The sequence below is a fragment of the Kitasatospora sp. NPDC056184 genome (genome assembly GCF_042268405.1).
Classification (GTDB): domain Bacteria; phylum Actinomycetota; class Actinomycetes; order Streptomycetales; family Streptomycetaceae; genus Kitasatospora.
Genome location: NZ_JBHJUI010000001.1, coordinates 825,069 through 847,372 on the forward strand (window position 1 = coordinate 825,069; position 22,304 = coordinate 847,372).

The 22,304-nt window shown below is 74.7% G+C and carries 19 protein-coding genes; 9 read left to right on the forward strand and 10 right to left on the reverse strand.

Annotated elements, in window-relative coordinates; translation table 11 throughout:
* Nucleotides 1-8 precede the first annotated feature (8 nt).
* Nucleotides 9-419 carry a glyoxalase/bleomycin resistance/extradiol dioxygenase family protein gene (locus tag ACFC0B_RS03005; RefSeq protein ID WP_376081284.1) on the reverse strand — a complete coding sequence of 137 codons (411 nt, stop codon included), beginning with the start codon at nt 417-419 and terminating at the stop codon, nt 9-11.
* A gap of 67 nt (nt 420-486) precedes the next feature.
* On the opposite strand from ACFC0B_RS03005, the gene ACFC0B_RS03010 reads away from it, so the two are divergent.
* Nucleotides 487-954, forward strand: coding sequence for a MarR family winged helix-turn-helix transcriptional regulator (locus tag ACFC0B_RS03010; RefSeq protein WP_376081286.1), 468 nt, complete (start codon nt 487-489; stop codon nt 952-954).
* Between the two features lie 22 nt (nt 955-976).
* On the opposite strand, the gene ACFC0B_RS03015 is transcribed toward ACFC0B_RS03010, so the two are convergent.
* The gene (locus tag ACFC0B_RS03015; RefSeq protein ID WP_376081289.1) at nt 977-1,573 is read right to left on the reverse strand and encodes a C40 family peptidase; all 597 of its coding nucleotides are present in this window, start codon (nt 1,571-1,573) and stop codon (nt 977-979) included.
* Nucleotides 1,574-1,763: 190 nt separating this feature from the next.
* Between ACFC0B_RS03015 and ACFC0B_RS03020 the strand changes: the two genes are divergently transcribed.
* Together ACFC0B_RS03020 and ACFC0B_RS03025 are read left to right on the forward strand one after the other, a co-directional pair.
* On the forward strand, nt 1,764-2,168 hold the full coding sequence (locus ACFC0B_RS03020; protein WP_376081292.1) for a RidA family protein: 405 nt from the start codon (nt 1,764-1,766) through the stop codon (nt 2,166-2,168).
* A 187-nt stretch (nt 2,169-2,355) separates the two neighbouring features.
* Nucleotides 2,356-3,033 (forward strand): ScbR family autoregulator-binding transcription factor, encoded by a 678-nt coding sequence (locus tag ACFC0B_RS03025; RefSeq protein WP_376081293.1) that lies wholly within the window; start codon nt 2,356-2,358, stop codon nt 3,031-3,033.
* A gap of 152 nt (nt 3,034-3,185) precedes the next feature.
* On the opposite strand, the gene ACFC0B_RS03030 is transcribed toward ACFC0B_RS03025, so the two are convergent.
* Nucleotides 3,186-4,253 carry a TIGR03617 family F420-dependent LLM class oxidoreductase gene (locus ACFC0B_RS03030; RefSeq protein ID WP_376081296.1) on the reverse strand — a complete coding sequence of 356 codons (1,068 nt, stop codon included), beginning with the start codon at nt 4,251-4,253 and terminating at the stop codon, nt 3,186-3,188.
* Between the two features lie 45 nt (nt 4,254-4,298).
* Complete coding sequence (locus ACFC0B_RS03035) at nt 4,299-4,790, reverse strand: MarR family winged helix-turn-helix transcriptional regulator (protein WP_376081298.1); 492 nt, start codon at nt 4,788-4,790, stop codon at nt 4,299-4,301.
* Between the two features lie 156 nt (nt 4,791-4,946).
* Between ACFC0B_RS03035 and ACFC0B_RS03040 the strand changes: the two genes are divergently transcribed.
* The 3 genes from ACFC0B_RS03040 to ACFC0B_RS03050 all read left to right on the forward strand — a co-directional run bounded on the left by ACFC0B_RS03040 (nt 4,947) and on the right by ACFC0B_RS03050 (nt 8,929).
* On the forward strand, nt 4,947-6,413 hold the full coding sequence (locus ACFC0B_RS03040; RefSeq protein ID WP_376081300.1) for an MFS transporter: 1,467 nt from the start codon (nt 4,947-4,949) through the stop codon (nt 6,411-6,413).
* Nucleotides 6,414-6,586: 173 nt separating this feature from the next.
* The gene (locus tag ACFC0B_RS03045; protein ID WP_376081302.1) at nt 6,587-7,177 is read left to right on the forward strand and encodes an isochorismatase family protein; all 591 of its coding nucleotides are present in this window, start codon (nt 6,587-6,589) and stop codon (nt 7,175-7,177) included.
* A 93-nt stretch (nt 7,178-7,270) separates the two neighbouring features.
* Nucleotides 7,271-8,929 (forward strand): AMP-binding protein, encoded by a 1,659-nt coding sequence (locus tag ACFC0B_RS03050; RefSeq protein WP_376081305.1) that lies wholly within the window; start codon nt 7,271-7,273, stop codon nt 8,927-8,929.
* Nucleotides 8,930-9,045: 116 nt separating this feature from the next.
* Here ACFC0B_RS03050 and ACFC0B_RS03055 read toward each other — a convergent pair whose 3' ends face one another.
* The 3 genes from ACFC0B_RS03055 to ACFC0B_RS03065 all read right to left on the reverse strand — a co-directional run bounded on the left by ACFC0B_RS03055 (nt 9,046) and on the right by ACFC0B_RS03065 (nt 14,465).
* Nucleotides 9,046-10,194, reverse strand: a complete 1,149-nt coding sequence (locus ACFC0B_RS03055) for a peptidoglycan recognition family protein (RefSeq protein ID WP_376081307.1) — start codon at nt 10,192-10,194, stop codon at nt 9,046-9,048.
* Between the two features lie 131 nt (nt 10,195-10,325).
* Nucleotides 10,326-13,736, reverse strand: coding sequence for a tetratricopeptide repeat protein (locus tag ACFC0B_RS03060; RefSeq protein ID WP_376081310.1), 3,411 nt, complete (start codon nt 13,734-13,736; stop codon nt 10,326-10,328).
* Between the two features lie 258 nt (nt 13,737-13,994).
* Nucleotides 13,995-14,465 (reverse strand): hypothetical protein, encoded by a 471-nt coding sequence (locus tag ACFC0B_RS03065; RefSeq protein ID WP_376081312.1) that lies wholly within the window; start codon nt 14,463-14,465, stop codon nt 13,995-13,997.
* A gap of 287 nt (nt 14,466-14,752) precedes the next feature.
* Here ACFC0B_RS03065 and ACFC0B_RS03070 point away from each other — a divergent pair, with 287 nt between their 5' ends.
* Nucleotides 14,753-14,965 (forward strand): hypothetical protein, encoded by a 213-nt coding sequence (locus ACFC0B_RS03070; RefSeq protein ID WP_376081314.1) that lies wholly within the window; start codon nt 14,753-14,755, stop codon nt 14,963-14,965.
* A gap of 120 nt (nt 14,966-15,085) precedes the next feature.
* On the opposite strand, the gene ACFC0B_RS03075 is transcribed toward ACFC0B_RS03070, so the two are convergent.
* A complete protein-coding gene (locus ACFC0B_RS03075) occupies nt 15,086-17,293 on the reverse strand; it encodes a hypothetical protein (protein WP_376081317.1) in 2,208 nt (735 codons plus the stop codon).
* A gap of 468 nt (nt 17,294-17,761) precedes the next feature.
* Here ACFC0B_RS03075 and ACFC0B_RS03080 point away from each other — a divergent pair, with 468 nt between their 5' ends.
* Entirely contained in the window at nt 17,762-19,036 is a 1,275-nt protein-coding gene (locus ACFC0B_RS03080) for a serine hydrolase domain-containing protein (RefSeq protein WP_376081319.1), read from the forward strand.
* A gap of 149 nt (nt 19,037-19,185) precedes the next feature.
* Here the strand turns inward: ACFC0B_RS03080 and ACFC0B_RS03085 are convergent, their stop codons facing one another.
* Nucleotides 19,186-19,752: a hypothetical protein gene (locus ACFC0B_RS03085; RefSeq protein ID WP_376081322.1), complete on the reverse strand. Its 567-nt coding sequence runs from the start codon at nt 19,750-19,752 to the stop codon at nt 19,186-19,188.
* On the reverse strand, nt 19,742-20,455 hold the full coding sequence (locus tag ACFC0B_RS03090; RefSeq protein WP_376082384.1) for a 2OG-Fe(II) oxygenase: 714 nt from the start codon (nt 20,453-20,455) through the stop codon (nt 19,742-19,744). The genes ACFC0B_RS03085 and ACFC0B_RS03090 overlap by 11 nt, the downstream gene beginning before the upstream one ends.
* A 446-nt stretch (nt 20,456-20,901) precedes the next feature.
* Here ACFC0B_RS03090 and ACFC0B_RS03095 point away from each other — a divergent pair, with 446 nt between their 5' ends.
* Nucleotides 20,902-22,152 (forward strand): MFS transporter, encoded by a 1,251-nt coding sequence (locus tag ACFC0B_RS03095; RefSeq protein WP_376081325.1) that lies wholly within the window; start codon nt 20,902-20,904, stop codon nt 22,150-22,152.
* Nucleotides 22,153-22,304: the final 152 nt, after the last annotated feature.

Here is a 22,304-nt window from a genome sequence, read left to right on the forward strand (position 1 = left end):
CCGGGGCGTCAGTACGACTGGAGCTCGATCAACCGGCCCTCCGGGTCGCGCAGGTGGGCGGTGCGCAGGCCCGGGCCCCACTCCGGGCGGTCGGCGGGGCCGGTGACGGGCGCGCCGCCGTGCCGCAGGCCGAGGGCGAGGGACCGCTCGACGTCGTCGACCCGGAGGACCAGCATCGCGTCGTCCTGTGCGGCGCCGGCCGGTGCGCCGGGCAGCGCCGCGGTGCCGACGGCGGCGGCCAGCTGTCCGCGGTCGAACAGCGAGAGCACGGTCCGGCCGGCGAGGTCCCAGGTGGCGTACGGGCCCTCGGGAGCGCCCTTGACCAGGACGGCGCCGGTCAGCGGCGGCAGCACGGCCCGGTAGAAGCCGAAGCAGGCGGGGAAGTCGGCGACGAGCAGGCGGTGGTACGGGGCGTCCATGGCGGCGCTTCCTCCGGGAGAACAGTAGGGCGGCACCCACTATAGGGTCGGACCCTAGACTTGTTCCATGGACTCCGAGGAACCCGCCCCCGCCGCGTCGACCCCGCCGACGCTGCTGGAGCTCAGCACCTATCTGCTCTCCCGCACCGGCAAGGCGGCGCGCGGCCGGCTGGTCGAGCGGCTGGCCCGCCGGGGGCTGCGGCTGTGGGACATGGCGGTGCTCGCCGCGCTCGCCGACTTCGGCCCGCACGCGCAGCGCGACCTGGTCCGCCGGCTGCGCGTGGACCCCAGTGACACGGCCAAGGTCGCCGACCGGCTGGCCGCCGGCGGCTACGTCGAACGGGTGCGCGACGCCGCCGACCGCCGCCGCGTCCTGGTCACCGTCACCGACGCCGGCCGCGCGCTGCTCGCCGAGCTGCGCGCCGAGGCGCACGCGGTGCAGGACGAGGTGCTGGCGCCGCTGAGCGCGGCGGAGCGGCAGGTCCTGCACGACCTGCTCGGCCGCGTCCACGCGCAGTTGCCCGGAGCCCCCTGAGCGCCGACCGCCTCCCGGACGCTCAGCCGGACGGCAGCGGGCGGCGGGCGCCGGCGAACTCGCGGGACCAGCGCGGGATGTCGAGCACGCCCTCCAGCCGGGCCACCAGGGTGCCGGTGTGCTCGGCGTGGATCATCGCGCCGTCCCCGGCCCACAGGCCCACGTGGTGCAGCGGCGCGTCGGGGCGGGAGAAGAACAGCAGGTCGCCGGGGAGCAGCGCGGACCGCTCCACCGGGGCGGAGCGGTGGTACTGGGCGACGGTGTAGTGCGCCAGTTCCACGGCGCCGGCGCTCGCCCGGTACCAGCAGTACAGCGACAGGCCGCTGCAGTCGTAGCCGACCGTGCTCTCGCCCAGGCACTGGCCGTCGAGGTAGCCGTTCTCCTCGTCGCAGAAGCCGAGGCCCGCACCCAGCCGGTCCCCGCCGCCCCAGGCGTACGGCACCCCGATCTGGGCGGTGGCCACGGCGGCGACCCGCTGGCCGAGCGCGAGGTCCGCGCCCCCGCCGCGGGGACGGGCGGCGGCCGGCCCGGCGCCCAGGGCGGGGGCGAGGCCGGACCCCAGGGCCAGGCCCAGCATCCGGCGGCGGCCCCAGGTCCTGCTGAGGTGCGGGAACGGCACGTGAACCCCCTCGGTCGGCGGCGAACCACCAGGATCCCGGCCGGAGCGGGTACCCCGCCATCACCCGCAGCGGTGAATTCACCGGCCGCGGACCCCGGTCCGCCGGGGCCGTCGTCCGGAAATCGATTGACGGTCCCGCGGGCGGTGCCAACGATGGGGCGCGGTACGAACGACCGTCCGGGAGGGACCCATGAGCAGTTCCGTCAGGCTGATCCGCAACCACCGCCTCACCCAGGCCGTCGACTACGCCTACGCGGCCGCCGTCGACGCGCCGGTCCGCTCGCTCTGGCTGGCCGGCGCCTGCCCGCTGGACGCCGAGGGGCGCACCGTGGCGGTGGGCGACTACGCGGGGCAGGCCCACCAGGTGATGCGGAACCTGGTGACCGTCCTGGAGGACGAGGGCGCCGCGCTCACCGACCTGGTGCGCACCACGGTGTACGTCGCCTCCTCCCGGCAGGCCGACCTGGTCGCCGTCTGGGACGTGTACCGCGAGTACCTCGGTGCGCACGACGTGCCGAGCACCCTGCTCGGCGTCTCCGTGCTCGGGTACGACGACCAGCTCGTCGAGGTGGAGGCGGTCGCCGTGCTGGGCTGACGTCCGGTGCCGGGGCACCGGACCGGGGGCGACCGTCCCGTGGGTATCCTCTGACACCGCGTGTCCGAGGGCCCCGCCGGGGAGCGCCGCCGGGCCGGCCGACGGTCCCGGGTAAGATACGGGCTGTTTGGTTTTGTTTCTGCGCATGTGGGCGGGGGTGGTCGTGGTGGCGCGACAGGAGCGGGCGTTGCGGACGCGGCGGCTGATTCTGGAGGCCGCGGCCTCGGTGTTCGACGAGTGCGGATACGAGCGGGCCACCATCGGCGAGGTGGTCGCCCGGGCCGGGGTCACCCGGGGCGCCGTCTACTTCCACTTCGCGTCCAAGCGCGAGCTGGCGCAGGGTGTCATCGAGGGACAGTTCGAGGCCGAGGCCGTACCGGAACGCCCGTGCAAGCTGCAGGAGTTCGTGGACACCGGGATGGTGGTCACCCATCTGGTGCCGATCGACCCGCTGGTCAGCGCCGGGGTGCGGCTCTCGGTGGACCAGGGCGCGGAGGGCCACCTGGGGTTCGACGCCGCGCCGGGGTGGATCGCCCGGCTGGAGCGGCTGCTGATCGCGGCGGGCGAACGCGGTGAGCTGCTGCCGCACGTGGTGCCGGCCGACACGGCCGGGCTGATGACGGCGTCGTGGGTGGGCGTGCAGCTCCAGTCGCAGCGGTTCACCGGCCGGGCCGACCTCGGCTACCGGGTCTCCACGCTGTACCGGCACCTGATGCCCAGCATCGCCGTCCCCGGAGTGCTGGCCTGCCTCGACCTCGCACCGGACCGCGGCGCGCGGGTGTACGCCGAGATGGTGGCCGCGCGCGGCCGGTCCGGGACGGAGGAGGCCGCGGCGGACCGCGAGGCGGACCGAACCGCCGAATGATACGGCGCGTCCGGTTTCCCCGGCCTGGTCGTCCACCGTACGGCGACTGCGGAGCGTAGCCGCCGCGGTCCGGCGACCTGGGGGCGGCCCGCCGGACCCTGAGGAACCCTCAGCGGATCACCGGCAGCACGGCGTTGCCGGGCGGCGCCGGCTCAGCGCGGAGCGGGCCGGTCGAGCGCGCGCAGGGCGTCCAGCACGTCCAGGCCGAGGTCCGGCGCGGCGTCCTCCGGCAGGCTCACCGAGACCCGGGTGGCCAGGCCCGCGTACCGGCGGTGGATCTCCCGGGCGGCCTCCTCGACCGTGCCGGTGACGGCGAAGGTGTCGAGGACCCGGTCGTCGATCAGCGCGGCCATCTCGGGCCAGCGGCCGCGCAGCGAGAGCCGGTGCAGCTCCTCGTGCAGCCCCTCCCAGCCGTGCAGGGCCAGCACCGGGCGGTAGGCGGGCGTGGAGGCGTAGAAGGCGAGCCGCTCGCGGACGGCCGCCAGGTTGGCGCCCAGCTCCTCCTCGGTGCGCCCGGTCGCCGTGAGCACGCTGCCGACGATCTCGAAGGGCCGCCCGGTCCAGGCCGCGCCCTCGGCCTCGGCGCGCCCGCGCTCCTCGGCGAGCGCGGGCAGCACCTGCCGGGCCAGGTAGTCGACCGAGGTGAAGGGGTGGCTGAGGAAGCCGTCCGCCACCGCGCCCGCGGTGCGCACCATCAGCGGACCGACGCCCGCCAGCAGGATCCGCGGCACCCCGGCCGGGACGGGATCGGGGGAGAAGACCGGCGTCATCACCGTGTGGGTGTAGAAGTCGCCCCGGAAGCGCAGCCGTTCACCGGTCTGCCAGCTGTGCCAGATCGCCCGCACCGCGTGGACGTACTCGCGCATCCGGGCGGCGGGCCGGTCCCAGGGCATCCCGAAGCGCTTCTCGATGTGCGGCTTGACCTGTGAGCCCAGCCCGATGACGGCCCGCCCGCCGGAGGCCGCGTGCAGGCCCCAGGCCTGGTAGGCGAGGGTCATCGGGGTCCGGGCGAGGGCCACCGCGACCCCGGTGGCCAGCTCGATGGAGCTGGTGCGGTCGGCGGCGCGGGCCAGCTGGAGGAACGGGTCGTAGGCGGTCTCGGAGACCACCAGCCGGTCCGCGCCCCGGCGTTCGGCCTGCTCGGCGGCGTCCAGGATGCCGGCCGGGTGCGCGGGGGCGAGCGCGTCGAGGAGGAGGGCGGGGGCCTGGGGGCGGTCCATGGGGCGGGCTCCTGGTGGGTGGCGGGTCCGGCGGGGGTGTCGCTGTCAGGGGCGGGGCCAGGGCCGCCCGTCGAGCCGCTCGATGCCGGTGTTGAAGCGTCGCAGGAACGCGGCGAAGGTCGTGACGTCCTCGGCGGGCCAGTCCTCCATCACCAGGCCGAGGGCGTGGGCGTGCGCCGCGCGGTCCTCGTCGAGCCGCCGGTCGCCCTCCTCGGTGATGCGGAACTTGCGGGCCAGCCCGCCCTCCGGGTCGGGGATCCGCTCGACCAGCCCGGCCCGGGTCATCGCGGCGGTCTGCCGGTTGAGGGTGGAGGCGTCGAGCCCGAAGGCGTCGCTGAGCTCGCCGATCGACATCGGGCCCTGGACCCGGATCCGGCTGAGCAGGATGTACGCGCTGCGGTCGAGCCGGCTGCCGTGCGGCCGGGCGCCGGCCGGGCTCAGGTAGTGGTGGCGGCTGAGCACCATGTACTCGAAGGCCACCTCGTCCGTGGGGCCACCCGGTTCGTTCGGTCCGCTGGGTCCGTTGGGTCCGCTCATGGCGTCGTCCTTCCCGTCCCTGGCTCCGGCGCCCTGACCTGCGATGTTTCCGCACAGTATGGCAGGCGTGCGCGCACTGGAGCTGATGTGCATCATGCATATCATGTGTAGGATGCATATTCGTTGCCCGCAGCGCGAACCCGAGGAGCCCCGCCGATGACAGCCCCACAGACCGCCGCCCCCGACCGGACCAGGGGGATCGTTGCCACGCTCGCCCTCACCGGCACGGTGGCGGCGATCATGCAGACCCTGGTCACCCCGCTGATCGGCGAGCTGCCGAAGATCCTGGACACCTCCGCGTCCAACGCCTCCTGGGTGATCACCGCGACCCTGCTGTCGGCCGCCGTGTTCGTGCCGATAAGCGGCCGGCTCGGCGACCTGTTCGGCAAGCGGCGGATGCTGCTGGCCTGCTGCGCCCCGCTGCTGGTCGGCTCGGTGATCTGCGCGCTGACCTCCTCCGTCCTGCCGATGATCGTCGGGCGCGGACTGCAGGGCATGGGCATGGGCGTGGTCCCGCTCGGCATCAGCCTGCTCCGCGAGGTGCTGCCGCCCGAGCGGCTCGGCTCCGCGATCGCCCTGGTCAGCGCCTCGATGGGGATCGGCGGCGGTCTCGGTCTGCCCATCTCGGCGGCGGTCGCCCAGTACGCCAGCTGGCGGGTGCTGTTCTGGGGCGCGGCCGTCCTCACCCTGGCGATCGCCGCGATGATCCGCTTCCTGGTGCCCGCCCCCGCCACCGAGCCGGCCGGCGGCCGCTTCGACGCCCTGGGCGCGCTCGGCCTCGGCGCGGGCCTGGTCTGCCTGCTGCTGCCGGTCTCCAAGGGCGGCGACTGGGGCTGGACCGACGGGACGACGCTCGGCCTGTTCGCCGCCGCCGTCGTCCTGCTGCTGGCCTGGGGCGCGTGGGAGCTGCGGATCTCCGAACCGCTGGTCGACCTGCGGGTCACCGCACGCCCCCGGGTGCTGCTGACCAACGCGGCGTCCGTGCTGGTCGGCTTCGGGATGTACGCGCAGGCGCTGATCATCCCGCAGCTGCTCCAGCTGCCCTCGGCCACCGGCTACGGCCTGGGCCAGTCGATGCTGGCCATGGGCCTGTGGATGGCCCCGTCCGGTCTGATGATGATGGTCGTCTCGCCGCTCGGCGCCCGGCTCTCGACGGCGCGCGGCCCGAAGTTCACCCTGGTCGTCGGCGCCCTGGCGATCGCCGCCGGGTACGGGCTGTCGATGCTGCTGATCGGCTCCACCTGGGGCGTGCTGATCGTGACGCTGGTCTGCAACGCCGGTGTGGGCCTCGCCTACGGCGCGATGCCGGCGCTGATCATGAGCGCCGTGCCGATGTCCGAGACGGCCTCGGCGAACAGCTTCAACACCCTGATGCGCTCGCTCGGCACCTCGGTCTCCGCCGCGGTGGTCGGCGTGGTGCTCGCCCAACTGACCACCACCACGGGCGGCCATGTGCTGCCCTCCGAGACCGGCTTCCGGGTCGGCCTGCTGATCGGCTGCGGTGTGGCCCTGGTCGCCGCCGCGGTCGCCGCGACCATCCCGGTGCCGCCCGCCACCGGCGCCCCGAAGGCCGCCACCGGCGCGCCGCAGGGCGCCGCCGCGCGCGACGCCGCCTCCGCCTGACGGGCTGACGGGCTGACGGCCGTGGCAGCGCGGGTGCGGCGGGCAGGCTCCGCCGCACCCGCACCCGCACCCGCACCCGATCGGGTGAGCCCTCGGCGCGTGCGCCGCACGCCGCGCGCCGGGGGCCGCGAGCATACGGGGACCGAACCGCCTCCCCGTGAAGGGATCCCGCCGTGGGCCGTGCTCTGATCGTCGTCGATGTGCAGAAGGACTTCTGCGAGGGCGGCAGCGTCCCGGTCAAGGGCGGCGCCGGGCGGGCCGCGGCCATCGCCGACCTGGTCCGCGGCGGTGCCGGCGACTACGCGTACGTCGTCGCCACCCGGGACCACCACATCGACCCGGGCCCGCACTTCTCCGCGCGGCCGGACTTCCGGGACTCCTTCCCGGTGCACTGCGTGGCCGGCAGCGAGGGCGGGGAGTTCCACCCGGACTTTGCGCCCGTGGTGGCCGACGGAGCGGTCGACGAGGTCTTCTTCAAGGGGGCCCGTTCCGCCTCCAAGAGCGGATTCGAGGGCTCCACCGCCGACGGCACCCCGCTGGCCGACTGGCTGCGCGCCCGGGGCGTCGACGACCTCGACGTCGTCGGCATCGCCACCGACCACTGCGTCCGGGCCACCGCGCTCGACGGCGCCACGGCCGGGTTCGCCGTCCGCGTGCTGCTCGACTACACCGCCGGGGTCGCCGCCGACTCCACCGCCATGGCCCTGGAGGACCTGCGCGGCGCCGGGGTGGCCCTCACCGGCAGGCCCGTCGTCCTGGCCTGACCGGCAGGTTCGTGGTGCGCGAGTGGGTGACGGGGCGGGACGGGCTGCGTAGACTCGGTCGCCCTGTGCCGGACGAGTCCAGGAGCCCTCGCCATGACCTCGCCCTCCCCTTCCCCGAGCATCAGCGCCGGCGGCACCTCCGTGCCGCTGCTGGACCACACCATCGGTGCCGCGCTCGACCGCGCCGTCGCCGCGCACCCCGACCGCGAGGCGCTGGTGGACGTCCCGAGCGGGCGGCGCTGGACCTACCGGGAGCTGGCGGCGGAGGTGGACCGGCTCGCGCTCGGACTGCTCGGGCTCGGGGTGCGGACCGGTGACCGGGTCGGGATCTGGGCGCCCAACTGCCCGGAGTGGGTGCTGACGCAGTACGCCACCGCGCGGATCGGCGCGATCCTGGTGACCGTCAACCCCGGCTACCGCGCCCACGAGGTCGAGTACGTGCTGCGGCAGTCGGGGATCCGCACGGTCGTGGCGGTGCCGGGCTTCAAGACCTCCGACTACGCGGGCATGCTCGCCGAGGCGGGCCCGCGCTGCCCCGAACTGCGCGACGTGCTGCTGATCGGCTCGCCCGGGTGGGCGGAGCTGCTGGCGGCGGGGGAGCGCGGCGACCGCGGGCGCCCGGCCGCGATCGGGGCGGGGCTGAGCCCGGACGATCCGATCAACATCCAGTACACCTCCGGCACCACCGGCTTCCCCAAGGGCGCCACGCTCTCGCACCGCAACATCCTCAACAACGGGTACTTCGTCGGCGAGTTGTGCGGCTACACGGAGGCGGACCGGATCTGCGTGCCGGTCCCCTTCTACCACTGCTTCGGCATGGTGATGGGGAACCTGGCGGCGCTCTCGCACGGCGCCTGCGTGGTGATCCCCGCCCCGGCCTTCGAGCCCGTCGCCACCCTGCGCGCGGTGGCCGCCGAGCGCTGCACCTCGCTCTACGGCGTGCCGACCATGTTCATCGCCGAACTCAACGACCCGGGTTTCGCGGACCACGACCTGTCCAGCCTGCGCACCGGGATCATGGCCGGCTCGCCCTGCCCGATCGAGGTGATGAAGCAGGTCGTCGACCGGATGGGCATGCGGGACGTCTCCATCTGCTACGGCATGACCGAGACCTCCCCGGTCTCCACCCAGACCCGCGCCGAGGACCCGCTGGAGCGGCGGGTCTCCACCGTCGGCCGGGTCGGTCCGCACCTGGAGGTCAAGGTGGCCGACCCGGAGACCGGTGAGACCGTCCCGCGCGGCACGCCCGGCGAACTGCGCACCCGCGGCTACTCGGTGATGCTCGGCTACTGGGACCAGCCGGACCGCACCGCCGAGGCGGTCGACGCCGAGGGCTGGATGCACACCGGAGACCTCGCGGTGATGGACGAGGAGGGCTACCTCAACATCACCGGCCGGCTCAAGGACATGGTGATCCGCGGCGGGGAGAACATCTACCCGCGCGAGATCGAGGAGTTCCTGTACACCCACCCGGACATCCAGGACGTCCAGGTCATCGGGGTGCCCGACGCCAAGTACGGCGAGGAGCTGATGGCCTGGGTCCGGCTGCGGCCCGGCGCGCCCGAGCTGACCGCCGAGGCGCTGCGCGCGTACTGCGCGGGCCGGATCGCGCACTACAAGGTGCCGCGCTACGTGCACCTGGTGGACGAGTTCCCGATGACGGTCACCGGGAAGATCCGCAAGGTCGAGATGCGCGAGCGGGCCGTCGGCCTGCTGGGCCTGGACGGAGCGGCCGGCATCGAGCACGCCTGACCGCGGGCGGGCCAGCCCGGCCGGTACCCCGGTCACGGTCGCCCGGGCCCGCGGCGGACGCGTCCGGCGGCGGGTGCCGCGCCGCGCCCGGGCCCGGACGCGGCGCGGCCGTGCCGTCAGAGCGCGGCGACCTCGGCCCGCAGGGCGGGCAGCGTGGCGTACATCGTGCCGCCGGGGCAGTCGGTGGCCAGCCAGTCGCGGTGGCCGCTGATCAGGTCGACCGGCTTGGTGACGCCGTTGACCGGGTTGACGAAGGTGACGTGGGCCTGCGGGTCCAGTCCGTGGGTGCGGGTGAGCAGGGCGAGCACCAGGGTCAGCGAGCGGCGGGCCGCGGCGGTGGGCTGCTGGCCGGTCAGGGTGCCGAGCAGGGCGACGCCGAGGTTGCCGGAGTTGAAGCCGGAGGTGTGGAAGGCGGTCACCACGTTGCCGTTGGCGTCGTGCGCCGGGAGGCCGTCGTCGCCGGACCAGCGGCCCTCGTAGATCCGGCCGGCCTCGTCGATGAGGAAGTGGTAGCCGATGTCGCCCCAGTCGTTGGTGATCGCGTGGTACTCGTATATCGCCCGCACGGTGGCGGCCGGGTCGGCGTCCGCGTTCGGGGTGTCGGTGTGGTGCACCGTCAGGGTCTGCAGCGGGTAGTACTTGGCGGGGGAGTTCTCCACGCCGTTCTTGAAGCGCTTGGACTCGTCGGCGCCCCACGCGGCGCGGCTGAGGTACTCGACGCCGCAGAAGGTGACCGGCGCGGTCGGGGAGAGCGTGGCGGTGCGGGCCGGCCCCTGGGTGGTGTCGAGGGCGGTGGAGCGCAGGTTGGCCGCGCCGTCGGGCAGCCGCAGGTCGTAGCCGACGGCGCCGCCGGCCGGGACGAGCACGGCCGCGCCCTGGGCGGAGCCGGCGCCGGCCGCCCCGGCCGGCAGGTCGGGGCCGCCCGCGCAGCCCGCGGCGAGCGGCTGCCAGGCGCCGGGACCGGTGCCCTCGTGGTGCAGCCGGATGGCGCCGCCGCGGCGGGGGCCGTCCCAGCTGACGCCGACGTAGTGGATCGGGAAGTCGGTGCGGGCCCCGGCGGCGGCGCGCCCGGCCGCCGAGCGGGACCGGGTGGCCGGCACCGTGACGGTGCGGGCGGCCTGGCCGGCCGGCGCCGGGGCGGCGGGAGCGGTCGGGGTGCCCGACGCGGCGGCGTGCGCGGCCGGGGCGGCGGCGAGTGCGGCGGCCGTGGCGCCGATGGCGGTCACCAGGGTGCGGCGGCTGACGGCGGAGCTGGGCTCGGTCATCGGGATCCTGTCTCGGGGCGTCCGGGGACACGGTCTGACTGCTCGGAAGTCGATCATGAATGTAGCGAAACGATCTATTCAGGCGGCACCTCCCGCGGGTTCGTCTGCCCGAACGGGCATTCGGTGCCCGCCTACTCCAGGACCCGCAGCGCCGCGGCCGCCCGCGGACCCACCGGCGTCGCGGCGCGCGCGAGTTCACCGAGGTACAGGCAGACGTCCGCCCGTGCCGCCCGCGCACCGGGCACCGCGAGGAAGGCCAGGGCGAGCGCCTCCGGCTCGCCGTCCCCGGCGACCAGGCCGTGCAGCAGCTTGCGCACCCCCGGCTCGAACGCGTCGCCCGGATCCTCGTACGGGCAGTCGGCGAAGGCCTCCCACACCTCCGCCGCGGCCGCCGGACCCTCCGTCAGCAACCGCAGCACCGCCACCTCCACCAGCACCGTCGAGGACGCCGCCACCTCCGGTGCCAGCCCCTCCAGCACCTCCCCGGCCTCCTCGAACCGCCCGTCGTGCCGGAGCGCCGCCGCGAGGGCGCAGCGCACCGCGACGTCCGCCGGCTCCCGGGCCAGCACGGCGGACAGGTCGGCCACCGCCTCCGCCGTGCGCCCGGCCTGCCGGTGCGCCTGACCGCGCTCGGCGAGCGCCCACGCGTAGTCCGGGTTCTGGGCGAGGGCGGCCGTGAGGTCCGCGACCGCCCCCTCGACCTCGCCCGCCTGCCGGCGCGCCTGGCCCCGGGAACCCAGCGCCCAAGCGTCGTCCGGTTCGAGCGCGAGCGCCGCCGTCAAATCGGCGACCGCCTCCTCCAGGTCCCCCGCGAGCCGGTGCGCCTCGCCCCGCAGCGCCAGCGCCCAGGCGTACTCCGGGTCGATCGCGAGGACGGCGGTCAGGTCGGCGATCGCGTCGTCCAGCCGTCCCGCCTGGCGGTGCGCCTGGCCGCGCGCCCGCAGCGCCCAGACGTCCGCCGGGTCGAGGGCCAGTGCCGCCGACAGGTCCGTCACGGCCTCCTCCAGCCGTCCGGCCTGCCGGTGCGCCTCGCCGCGCTCGGCGAGCGCCCAGGCGTACTCCGCGTCCAGCGCGAGGGCCGCTGTGAAGTCCGCGACCGCCTCGTCCAGCCGCCCGGCCTGCCGGTGCGCCTCGCCGCGCTCGCCGATGGCCCACGCGTACTCGGGGTTCAGCGCGAGGGCCGCTGTGAAGTCCGCGACCGCCTCGTCCAGCCGTCCGGCCTGCCGGTGCGCCTGGGCGCGCGAGCCGAGCGCCCAGGCGTTCTCCGGATTGAGCGCCACCGAGGCCGTGAAGTCGGCGACCGCCTCCTCCGGCCGGCCCGCCTGCCGGTGCGCCTCGCCGCGCTCCGCGAGCGCCCAGGCGTTGTCCGGGCCGAGCGCCAGCGCGGCGGTCAGATCGGCGACCGCCTCGTCCAGCCGTCCGGCCTGCCGGTAGGACTGGCCCCGGGAGCTCAGCGCCCAGGCGTCGTCGGGGTCCAGCGCGAGCGCCGCGGTGAAGTCGGCGACCGCCTCGGCCAGCCGGCCCGCCGTCCGGAAGGCCTCGCCGCGCTGGGTGAGCGCCCAGGCGTACTCGGGGTCGAGCAGGATGGCCGCGGTGAGGTCGGCGATCGCCTCCTCCAGCCGCCCGGCCAGCCGGTGCGCCTGGCCGCGCGAGCCGAGCGCCCAGGCGTCGTCGGGGTCCAGCGCGAGCGCCGCGGTGAAGTCGGCCATCGCCTCCTCGGCCAGCCCCGCCAGCTGCCGGGCCTCGCCGCGCCGGGACAGCGCCCAGGCGTACTCGGGGTCGAGGGCGAGCGCGGCGGTGAAGTCGGCCAGGGCGCGCCCGTGGTGGCCGTGCCAGTTGAGCACCCGCCCGCGGTAGGCGAGGGCCTGCGGCAGGTCGGGGGCGATCACGACGGCCTGGTCGAGATCGGCGAGCGCGTCGTCGTCGCGGTCCTCGACGAAGTACTGGTAGCCGCGGTGGGTGAGCGCCCAGGCCCGCACCCGGGTCGGCAGCCCCGGTCCGGCCAGCGCGTCCAGCGTCTCCAGGACGGGCTGCTCGCCGCCGGCGGCCGCGTGGATCCGGCGTGCCCAGCGGATCAGCTCGGCGTCGTCGCTGTCCTGCGCGGCCTGGCCGAGCATCTCCGCCCACGGCGCCAGCGCGTCGGGCGCGTCCCCCGCCGTGCGGGCGGTGTGCTCCAGCGCCAGGGCGAGATGGGCCAGCGGGTCCGCGCAGAGCAGGTGGTAGAGCTCGTTCAGCAGCTGCCGGCGCCAGCGCGGGTCGGCGCCGCGCCGGGCCGCCGGCAGGTACTGCTCGACGGCCGCCCGCGCGGCGGCGTGGTGCTCGGCGAGCCGGGTGTGCGCGGCCGTCCACTCCCGGGGGGTGTGGATCCGGCGCCGGCGCACCATGCTGGTGCGGACCACGGCGTGGTACTGCAGGAAGTCGCCGCGCCCGGTCACGAAGGGCTGGGCCGACAGCCAGGCCCAGGCGGCCGGTTCGGCGTCCGGCACGGCGCAGGCGAACAGGTCCTGGTTCAGTTGCAGCGGGAGCGCCGCCGCCAGCACGGTCTCCCGGCGCTCCTGCTCGGGGATCCACTGCAGGAAGCGCACCACCGCCTGGTCGACCATGTCCGCGCCGACGTCGGCGACCTCCTCGACCGCGCCCGGGTCGGCGGCCGCGAGCAGCGCGACCAGCAGCGGCAGCCGCATCGACATCCGCAGCACGGCGTCGACCACCAGGGGATCGGTCACCCCGCGGGCCGCCAGCAGGTCCCGGGCCTCCTGCTCGGTGAACACCTCCAGCGGGACGTCCACCAGCACCGGCCGCCAGGGCGCCCACTCGCGCTCCGCCAGCTCGTCCCGGCCGGCCAGCACGAAGACCACCTCCAGCGGCAGCGGGCCGAAGGCGTCGTCGAGGATCTCCCGCAGCCAGCCGTCGAGGTAGCGGCCGGTCAGCTCCCAGGTGTCGAGGAACAGCACGACCCACGGCCGCCGCCCGCGGTCCCGGTCGCGGTCGGACAGCCGGGCGAGCTCGGCGACGAAGGCCCGGCTGAGTGCCGACTCCTCGACGTCGCCGCCGCCGCGTCGGCGCTGGCGCACCCCGGAGATGAGCCGCTCGGCGCCCTGGGCCACGGCGTCCGGGTTGGCCATCGACGCCACCACGCCCGCGCCCGGCAGCACCGAGGCGGCCCCGAACGCCGCCTGGGCCACCAGCCGGGACGGCAGCGAGGCGCCCTCCCCGCCGGGCGGCTGCTCCGGCTCGCGGTCCGCCGCGGCCTGCAGCGAACGCCGGTACTGCTCCACCGCCTTGTCGAACTCCCGCAGCGGGCCCGCCTGTTCGGCGAGCTGGCGGACGAGGGCGGTGAGCGCCGTCTCGACGCCGTGCACATCGGTCTCGTCGACCAGCGCGGTGAGCGCCCCGGCCCGCCGGGCCGCCTCGCGCCACTGGGCGAGCAGGGTGGACTTGCCGACCCCGCCCACCCCGCGGACATGGAACAGGAAGTCCGCCGGGTCCGGCCCGCAGTCGGGGTCGGGATCGCGGGCGAGGTTGTCGGCGAACAGCGCCAACTGGGCTCTGCGGCCGATGAATTGTGCTCCGGTGCGCCGACGCACCGCCTCCGCACGCGACAGACGCCTCCGTGCCTGTGCCATGCCACCCCCTGCCGCCCCACCCGGCGGGCCGCGCCGACCACGAGTCCGGTGCCGCCGGTGCCGCTGTCGTGAGGACGACCGTAGTGAATCGGCCCCGGCGCTGTCCTGCTTTCGGCCGGTTGTCGTGTGCAGGACCACGGTGGAGGCCGTCCTGCGGTGGAGGGGTGGGGGCGGTCAGAGGACGGTGATCTCGAAGGCGGCGCTGTTGTCGGCCGGCGTCGGGTCGCCCGGCAGATCGGCCTCGGCGGTGCCCTCCAGAACCCCGGGCTCCATGCCGGAGGCGATGGAGATCCGCACGTCCGCCGTGGCCGTGGCGCCCGGCGCCAGCCCGGCCGGGAAGTCGCAGGCCACGGTGTGGCCGAACGGCAGGGTGCGGCAGCTGCCGGTGGCGGAGGTCCCGGAGCCGATCACGCCGGGCGGGAGGTGCACGGAGAGCGTGAAGGGCTCGGTGGTGGCGGCGTCCCCGGTGTTGGCCACCACCGGGTGCAGCTCGGTGCTGCCGCCGTCGGGCGCCGGCGCGGGGTTCGCGGCCGTCACCGCGAGGTCCGCGCCGCCGCAGGCCGCGCCGGCGGCGGCCGGTCCGGCCGCGAGCAGCACCGCCGCGCACGCCGCCCTGAAGGCCCTGGAAAGCAACTGTCGGGACATCGCGCTCACCCGTCTCGTCCGGTGGGCCGGCCCCGTCGCGGTGCCGGCGGCGGGCCTGCTCAGGCCGTGCCGGGACCAGCATCGGCGCGCCGCCGGTCCGCGGAGGCGTGCCGGTCCGCGGTCCCCGGCCCGGCTTCACTCTCCCGGCGTAACTTCTCACCCGCCGGGCCGCGTCGGAGTTGCGAAAGCGCCCGGCGTTACGGGTCGTGTGCCAACGTGTGTGCCGCCCGGCCGTCCCGCGTGACGGCCGGTGCAGACTGCTGACCATCCATCAAGGAGTACCTGAGATGTCGGTTCGTGGAAAGCTCCGCAAGTTCGCCGTGATCGCCACCGTCGCCGCGGCGGCCGCCGTGATCGCGCCGACCGCCGCGGTGGCGCACGGTGGGGGCGAGCAGCCCTCCTCCTCGTCGTCGTCGGGCCTCCAGGCCGGCAACGCCGCCGTCGGCCTCGTCGGCCCGCGCATCAGCTGGCTGGAGTGGTTCGAGAACACCAACGGCTGATCCCGTCCGCCGTACGCCCCGGAGCCGTCGTGGCTCCGGGGCGTACGTGTGTGTGCGCGGGCCGGGCGGAGCGCGGCGGATCGGCTCACGGTGGTGCCGATCGGCTCACGGTGACAGCGATCAGCTCACGGTGATGCCGACGACCGAGTACTGCGCGACCGTCAGCGGCACGCTGAGCACCGCCCCGGTCACCGTGAACGGCGCCGGGCGCGGCGCCGGGTCGGTCCCGTCCGGGGTGGCGACCGTGACCGCGGTGACGGTGCGCCCGGCCGGGACGGCGTACGTCAGCGTGCAGGACGCGGGCGTGCTGCGGAACGCCGCCGGCGTGTCGCCGAAGTTGGTGAAGTTCACCAGGTGGACGACGGTCTCCTCGCCCAGGCGGCGCGCCTCCAGATGGATCCGCCGGTCGCCGGACAGGCCCAGCGCCGGCGGCGCGGCCTCGCGGACCGGTGCCAGCAGCCGGTCGCCCGCGGCCTGGTCGGCGGTGCGCAGATAGGCGAGCCCGGGCAGGTCGCCGCCCAGGTACCAGCAGACGCCCGCGCCGAAGGCGTTGCGCCGGCTCGCCGGCAGCGGGTCGGCCCGGCGCAGCCCCAGGACGTCGGCCAGCGCGAACTCCGCGCGGCGCGTGCCGTACTCGTCCAGGCCGGTGGGCGCGGGCCCGGTGAGCACGATCGTGCCGCCGCCCGCGACGTACCCGCGCAGTACCGCCGCCTCCGCGTCGGAGACCGCCTGGAGGTTCGGCAGCAGCACCACCTTGAACCGCGCCAGGTCCTCGGCCACGATCCCCGGGCTGGTCACCGTGTCGAACGGGATGTGCGCGTACACCAGGGCCTTGACGGTGCCGCGGAACTCGCCCATCCACGGCATCGTGGTGCAGCTCATCTGCGGGTCGTCGCCGCCCCACCAGTCCTTGACGCCGGCGGGAGTGGTCGCGTTGGCGTACATGCCGTTGCCCTCGCCCGGGCTCACGTAGTCGCGCGAGGCGCTGGAGTGGTAGACGCCGACCTCGGCCGTCGACACCGCGTCGTAGAGCCGCTGCTGGTTGGCCTTGACGAAGCCGAACATCCGGGTGCGCATCGCGGCGTCGGTGGTGTCGTTCTTGTACGGCGTCTTCACCTCGTACGGGTTGCAGCCGGCCGCGATCAGCTCCGCCATCACCAGCGAGGCGTCGTCGGCCTTCCATCCGTAGGAGAACGCCCAGGCGGGCTTGGCGCCGCTGGCCGCCCGCGCGTACTTGTACATCGAGATCAGGCAGGTCCAGTCGGTGGCGGTGGCGTGCCGCATGCCGTCCTCGTTGGCGAGGATGTCGACCTCCCAGACCTGGCTGACGTTGCCCGGCGCCTGCCGCAGGTAGGCGCCGTCCAGGCCGATCGAGGTGGCGTAGCGGTAGTCCATCGAGACGGTCTCGACGAAGGTGACCAGGTCCGGGTTGACACTGCGCCCGGCGGCGGCGATGTCGAGCTGGAACTGGAGCAGGTTGCGGTGGCGCCACTCGACGTAGCGGCGGAAGACCGGGTCGTTGTCGTTCGCGGCCGTCGGCAGGGCGGGCAGCCCGGTGTCGGCCTTGAACGCCGCCGCGCCCCAGGTGGACGCGTCGCACCAGGAGAGCGCCCCGTCGAAGTAGATCGGCACGTCCGGCCAGATCCCGTCCACGCCGGTGCCGGCGAGCGCCTTGATCCGCTTCAGGTAGTAGTCCCGCCAGGGGGAGTTGGGGCTCACCCAGCAGCTCTCGTCGCCCGGGTCGACCCAGACCACGAGGCTGCCGTAGAAGACGTTGGGCTTGCCGTCGAGGGAGCGCTGGACCCAGGTGCGGCCCTGGTCGTTCTTGTAGAACGAGCGGCCCTTCTCGCCGCCGGGGGAGATCACCTCCAGCGACGGGTAGTACATGACGACCTTCAGACCGGCTGCGTGGGCCTTGCCGGTAAACGTCTTGACCAGTGCGGCGTGGGCGGTGAACTCGGCGTCGGTGAGCCAGTCGGACAGCACGGTGTCCAGCTCGATGACGCTGACGTTCTGGGCCTTCAGCTGGTTGATCCGGCCCTGCATGTCGGCCTCCTCGTCGAAGGTGCCGTCGGCGAGGCGGGCGAAGCGCGCCCAGTCCGGCCACGCGGCCGTGGCCGGGGCGGGCGCGTACCCCGTGGCGGGCGGACGGAGGGCGGCGGTGGGCGCGGCGCCGGCGGGCGTCGCGGGCAGCAGCCGGACGGCGGCCAGCGCGCCCCCGGTGGCCAGCCCGGCGCGCAGCAGGCGCCGCCGGCCGATCCGGGAGGCGGGGAGGGGCCGACCGGCGGAGGGCGGCGACGGCTCGGTGTACTCGGTGTATTCGGACATGGCAATCCCTTCGGCGTGCTGCGGTGCGTCACACGGGACGGGTGCACGGACGCGGTGCCGCGGTGTCGGGGCCGCGGTGCCGGGGCCGCCGCGCGGCCGCGCCCCCGAGTGACGGAGCGTCGGAGAGCGATGAGCGACGGTGAGCGGCGTGAGCAGCGGAACACCTGTGAGCAGGGGTGAACACACTGGAGCAACGGTGAACACGCTTGAGCAAGGGTGAACCGCGGTGCCCAGGGCGGCCGTACCGTGACCGGTCGCGAGAACGACGGCCGCACCGGGGACGGCGCCGGCGCGAACCCCCACCCGCGCGGCCGTCCCGGGGCCGACCCTACGCCACGATCCCGGCCCGCCGACCGCTTCGAATCGGCCGACTGCGACCGCTGCTCCCGCCGGGGCGACTGCGCCCCTCGGAGGACGCCGCGGAGTGTTGGGCCGGGCGGCGGCCGGGGCGTCCGCACATAGTGCGTCATGACCTTCTCCCGCACCGAGTCCCGTACGGCGTCCTCCCGTACCGCGTCCTCCCGCAGCGTGTTCTCCCGCGGAGGGGTGCTCGCCGCCGCCGTGCTGACCGCCGCGGCCCTGACCACCGTGGTGTTCCCCGCGGCCGAGGGCCTCGCCAAGACTCCCTCGCCCTCGCACACCTGCGTCCGCTCGGATCCCGACGCCGACCCCCGGGCCCGCGAGGTGCTCGCCGTCGCCCGCCGGGCGCAGCACGAACTCGACCTGAACTCGGTGCTCCTGCGCGTCTCGATGGACGGCCACGAGATCGTCACCGGCGCCCTCGGCGAGTCCATGACCGGTGTCGCGGCCGAACCCGCGATGCACTTCCGGGCCGGCTCGATGGCCTTCCCCTTCTTCGGCATCGTGCTGCTCCAGCTCGCCGAGGAGGGGCGGATCGGGCTGGACGACCCGATCGCCCGCTGGCTGCCGGAGGTGCCGCGCGCCGACGAGATCACCCTGCGGATGCTCGGCGACACCACCTCCGGCCTCGCCGACTACGTCACCGACCAGGGCTTCCTGAACACGCTCGCCGCCGAGCCGTTCCGCCACTGGACCCCGGAGGAGCTGGTCGGGATCTCCACCAGCCACCCCTTCTGGTACCGGCCGGGGACCAACTGGAGCTACTCGCACGCCAACTTCGTGCTGCTCGGCGCGGCGCTGGAGCGGATCACCGGCACCCGCCTGGACCACCTCCTGGAACAGCGGATCTTCGAGCCGCTCGGCCTGCGGCCGACGGTCAACCGCTTCACCCCCGACCTCCCCGACCCCGTGCTGCACGCCTTCACCACCGGGCGCGGCCTCTACGAGGAGTCGAGCTTCTGGAACCCGTCGTGGACCACCGCCCCCGGCGCGGTGCTGGCCACCGACATCTGCGACTTCGGGCGCTCCATCGAGGCCGTCGGCACCGGGGCGCTGCTCTCCCCGGAGTCCTTCCGCACCCAGCTGAACCCCGGCACCGTCGGCCTGCCGGGCCCGGCGGACGGCTGTCCGGAGGACGTCTGCCTGCTCCAGACCGAGGCCCGGCACTTCGGGCTGGGCGTCATCGTCAGCGACGGCTGGATCCTGTCCAACCCGTCGTTCTCCGGCTACGCCGCCATCGAGGCCTACCAGCCGGACACCCGGCTGACGGTCGCGGTCAGCACCACCACGGGCTGCGACAGCCCGGACGGGAACACCGCGCAGGAGGTCGCCGCGCGCATCGTCGAGCTCCTCGCGCCGGACCACCCGCTGAACGTCTCCTGAGCGGCCGTCGGGTCCCGGCCCGGTCGGCGGGCGTGGTCGCCGGGCGTGGTCGCCGGGCCCGGACTCACCCGAACGAGTGTCATCCCGCGAGGGCCGCCGGCTCCGTCGATACGGGTGCAAGGAGGTGCGGTGGCTCGGCCGCCGCACCCTCAGGGCTCGGGAGGAGAGGTGGTCGCCGTGGGGTTCGAGGAGCTGATCCGGGTGCGGTGCGCGGTCGTCGGGGAGGGAGCTTCCCCTGGATCGTCGTCGCCGCCCACCTGCCAGGTCCGGCCGTCCGGTGTGGCGCCGCGCAGGCCGTCCAGGGTGCCCGGACCGGCGAGCGTGAGCGCGAGGGCGCTGCCGGTCGACGCGAAGCCGACGGTCCGTGACGGGTCCCAGTCGGTGCTGTGCCGCAGCCGCCGGCTCATGCCCGCCCAGCCGCGCGGGCCGGCGGCCACCACCCAGGCGTCCGGCGCGGGGGCGGTGAACCGGCGTGACTGGCGCAGCCAGGAGGCGGCCTCCTCCGGCCAGTCGACGACATCGAGGACGGTCCCGCCCCCGGCCTGCCACCGCTCGGCGAACGCCCGGGCGGCGGCGACGGAGGCCTCGTCGCGGCCGTGCCCGATCACCACGGATCCGAACCGGGGCAACAGGCCGGCCAGGGCGCCGAGTTCGGCTGCCGTGTGCGGCGCGGGCGGGGTGGCGGCCGGGTCGGGGCCGCCGGCGTCAGGCGGCATCGTGGAACACCAGGCCGAGCGTGCGGCGCAGGCCGGAGCGCACCGTGCTGACGCCGTGCCGGACGGGCGCCGCGGACCAGCCGCGGGCGGAGCGCACGGGGCGGTCACGGGTGGTGAAGACCAGTCCGTGGCCCTGGGGAAGGACGACGGAGGTGCCGCGCGACTGGGCCCGGGGCCGCTGCTCGACGGTCAGGAACTCGCCGCCCGTGTAGTCGGCCCCGGGCACATCGAGGCCGATGACCACCTGGAGCGGGAACACCAGCTCCCCGTACAGGTCGCGGTGGAGCGCGTTCCAGTCGCCGGCGCGGTAGCGCAGCAGGAGCGGCGTGGGGTCGGACTGCCCGGCGGCGTGGCACCGGTCCAGCCACTCGGCGAGGCTGTCCGGCCACGGCGCGGGCCGGCGGAGCCTGGCCGCCCAGTCCCGGGCGATCGGCAGCAGCCGCGGGTAGAGCGCCTCGCGCAGCGCGGCGACCGGCGCGGGCAACGGCTCCCGGAAGTACCGGTACTGCCCGGAGCCGAACCGGTGCCGCGCCATGTCGACGGTGCTCCGGAAGCGCTCCGCCTCGTCGTACAGCCCGGCCACCTCCGCGCACTCGGCGGGGTCGAGCAGCATCGGGGTCAGCGCGCTCCCGTGCTCCCCGATCTCCTCGGTGATCGCCGCCCAGTCGGCCTCGTCGACCCGCTGTGCGGGGGCCTCGCTCATCGTGTGCACGCTCACGTCCGCTCTCCGGTCCTTCGTCCGAGCCGTCCCACGCCTCCCACTGTGCGCCGCAGGCCTCGGGCGTGGCTGGCGGAAATCGGCCCTCGCGCTCCGCCCCGGCCGAGGTTGTTGGCGGGCGGTGAGGTCCATCGCGGAGAACGCGCCGCCGTGGATGCGCAGGACGAGACGGTCGGAGTGGACAGAGGATCGGCCTTATCTGTCGTCAAACCCTGTCAGCAACCACCATCGGATCTGATGGGATTGGCGCCGCTCCGGTGTCCCGGAATATCCGGGTTCACTGGACGTGTGCGATGCCTGTCGGAAAAAGATCGTTTGATGACAAACTCCTCGGGGGTGGCGCGGTCCTGGTTCGGACCTCTGGCGGAACCAGGGCACGTGATCTTGGTGCTACTTCCGCTGGATCAGCGACCACTGTTAGCGTGCCATCCATGATCAAGGGAAACTTAGCGGGTCGAATAGGCCGGATGGCGGGGGACAGTCGGCCGGAGCGCGTGCTGGTCGCCGCCAGTTTCGCCAACCGAGTCGGCAATGGTCTGTTCAACGCGGCGTCAGCGCTCTATTTCACCTTGGTCGTGGGCCTGCCCGCGGTGCAGGTCGGTGCCGCGCTCACCATCGCCGGAGTGATCGGTCTGTGCGCGGGGATACCAGGCGGGCATCTCGCAGATCGGCGAGGGGCTCGCACGATCATGATGTTGGCCCTCGCGGTCCAGGCCGTATCGATGGCGGCCCTCGTCCTCGTCGAGAGCTGGGCCGCGCTCACGATCATCGCGACGGTCGACCAGATCGCCGCAGCGGCCGGTGGGGCGGCGTGGGGCGCGCTGGTGGTCCGGGTCGGGGGTGAGCGCCCGGCCCTGTTCCGTGCCAAGCTGCGCACGTTCGTCAACCTGGGCGTCATCCTGGGAACGGCGGGTGCGGGGCTGGCGCTGGCCGCGAACACCCGCGGCGCCTATGTCACGCTGATCCTCGGCAACGCGGCGAGCTTCGCCCTGTGCGCGGTGCTCCTGCTTCTGCTGCCCCGCTATCCGGTACTGGCAGCACCACCGAAACAGCGGCGCTGGCCCGTCCTCGCGGATCGCCCCTTCCTTGCGTTCACCGCCTTCTACGGGGCCATGGGACTGCAGTACCCGGTGGTCTCCCTACTCCTGCCGATCTGGATCTCCGAGCACACCGAGGCGCCGCGCTGGACGGTGGCCGCGCTGTTCGCCGTCAACTCCCTGTTCTGTGTGCTGATGCAGACCAGGATCGGCTCGCGTATCGAGACCCCGCACGATGGCGGCCTGGCGTTTCGCACGGCGGGGCTGCTCTTCCTCGTCAGCTGCCCGATGATGGCACTGGCGGCCTACACCCCTGTCTGGGCGGCGGCGGGACTGGTCCTGGCCGCGATCTTCGTCCACAGTCTGGGAGAGGTTTGGGAGTCATCGGCGGCCTTCGCCCTGGGCTTCGGTCTTGCCCCCGACCACGCACAGGGCCAGTACCAAGGTGTCTTCGGTCTCGGCTTCAGCGCGGGCCAGGCTCTCGCCCCCGCGATCCTCACCACGGTGGTACTCGGCCTCGGCACGACGGGCTGGCTGCTGCTGGCGGTGTTCTTCGCGGCACTGGGCGCTGTCGGTCCGTCCCTTGCCCGCTGGGGCATGCGGACCCGGCCGCAACCAGGTGTTGCTGCGGAAGTGACGGGATGACCGCGAGTCCGGTGCCAGAAGCCTTCCACCTCGTCATCCTCGTCCAGCCCCGGCGCGTCCGGGTCGCGGGCGCCCGACAGCTACCTCGCCGGTCTCCACCTGCGCGCCTCGATGATCTGGATCAAGGACCTCACCAGGACCACCCGATGATC

Bases quoted from the DNA above. Each gene is read 5' to 3' on its own strand.
- ACFC0B_RS03040 (WP_376081300.1), top strand. From the start codon at position 4,947: ATGACAGCCCCACAGACCGCCGCCCCCGACCGGACCAGGGGGATCGTT.
- ACFC0B_RS03085 (WP_376081322.1), bottom strand. From the start codon at position 19,752: ATGCCGCCTGACGCCGGCGGCCCCGACCCGGCCGCCACCCCGCCCGCG.
- ACFC0B_RS03050 (WP_376081305.1), top strand. From the start codon at position 7,271: ATGACCTCGCCCTCCCCTTCCCCGAGCATCAGCGCCGGCGGCACCTCC.
- ACFC0B_RS03035 (WP_376081298.1), bottom strand. From the start codon at position 4,790: ATGAGCGGACCCAACGGACCCAGCGGACCGAACGAACCGGGTGGCCCC.
- ACFC0B_RS03020 (WP_376081292.1), top strand. From the start codon at position 1,764: ATGAGCAGTTCCGTCAGGCTGATCCGCAACCACCGCCTCACCCAGGCC.
- ACFC0B_RS03005 (WP_376081284.1), bottom strand. From the start codon at position 419: ATGGACGCCCCGTACCACCGCCTGCTCGTCGCCGACTTCCCCGCCTGC.
- ACFC0B_RS03010 (WP_376081286.1), top strand. From the start codon at position 487: ATGGACTCCGAGGAACCCGCCCCCGCCGCGTCGACCCCGCCGACGCTG.
- ACFC0B_RS03030 (WP_376081296.1), bottom strand. From the start codon at position 4,253: ATGGACCGCCCCCAGGCCCCCGCCCTCCTCCTCGACGCGCTCGCCCCC.
- ACFC0B_RS03065 (WP_376081312.1), bottom strand. From the start codon at position 14,465: ATGTCCCGACAGTTGCTTTCCAGGGCCTTCAGGGCGGCGTGCGCGGCG.
- ACFC0B_RS03075 (WP_376081317.1), bottom strand. From the start codon at position 17,293: ATGTCCGAATACACCGAGTACACCGAGCCGTCGCCGCCCTCCGCCGGT.
- ACFC0B_RS03070 (WP_376081314.1), top strand. From the start codon at position 14,753: ATGTCGGTTCGTGGAAAGCTCCGCAAGTTCGCCGTGATCGCCACCGTC.
- ACFC0B_RS03095 (WP_376081325.1), top strand. From the start codon at position 20,902: ATGATCAAGGGAAACTTAGCGGGTCGAATAGGCCGGATGGCGGGGGAC.
- ACFC0B_RS03090 (WP_376082384.1), bottom strand. From the start codon at position 20,455: ATGAGCGAGGCCCCCGCACAGCGGGTCGACGAGGCCGACTGGGCGGCG.
- ACFC0B_RS03080 (WP_376081319.1), top strand. From the start codon at position 17,762: ATGACCTTCTCCCGCACCGAGTCCCGTACGGCGTCCTCCCGTACCGCG.
- ACFC0B_RS03055 (WP_376081307.1), bottom strand. From the start codon at position 10,194: ATGACCGAGCCCAGCTCCGCCGTCAGCCGCCGCACCCTGGTGACCGCC.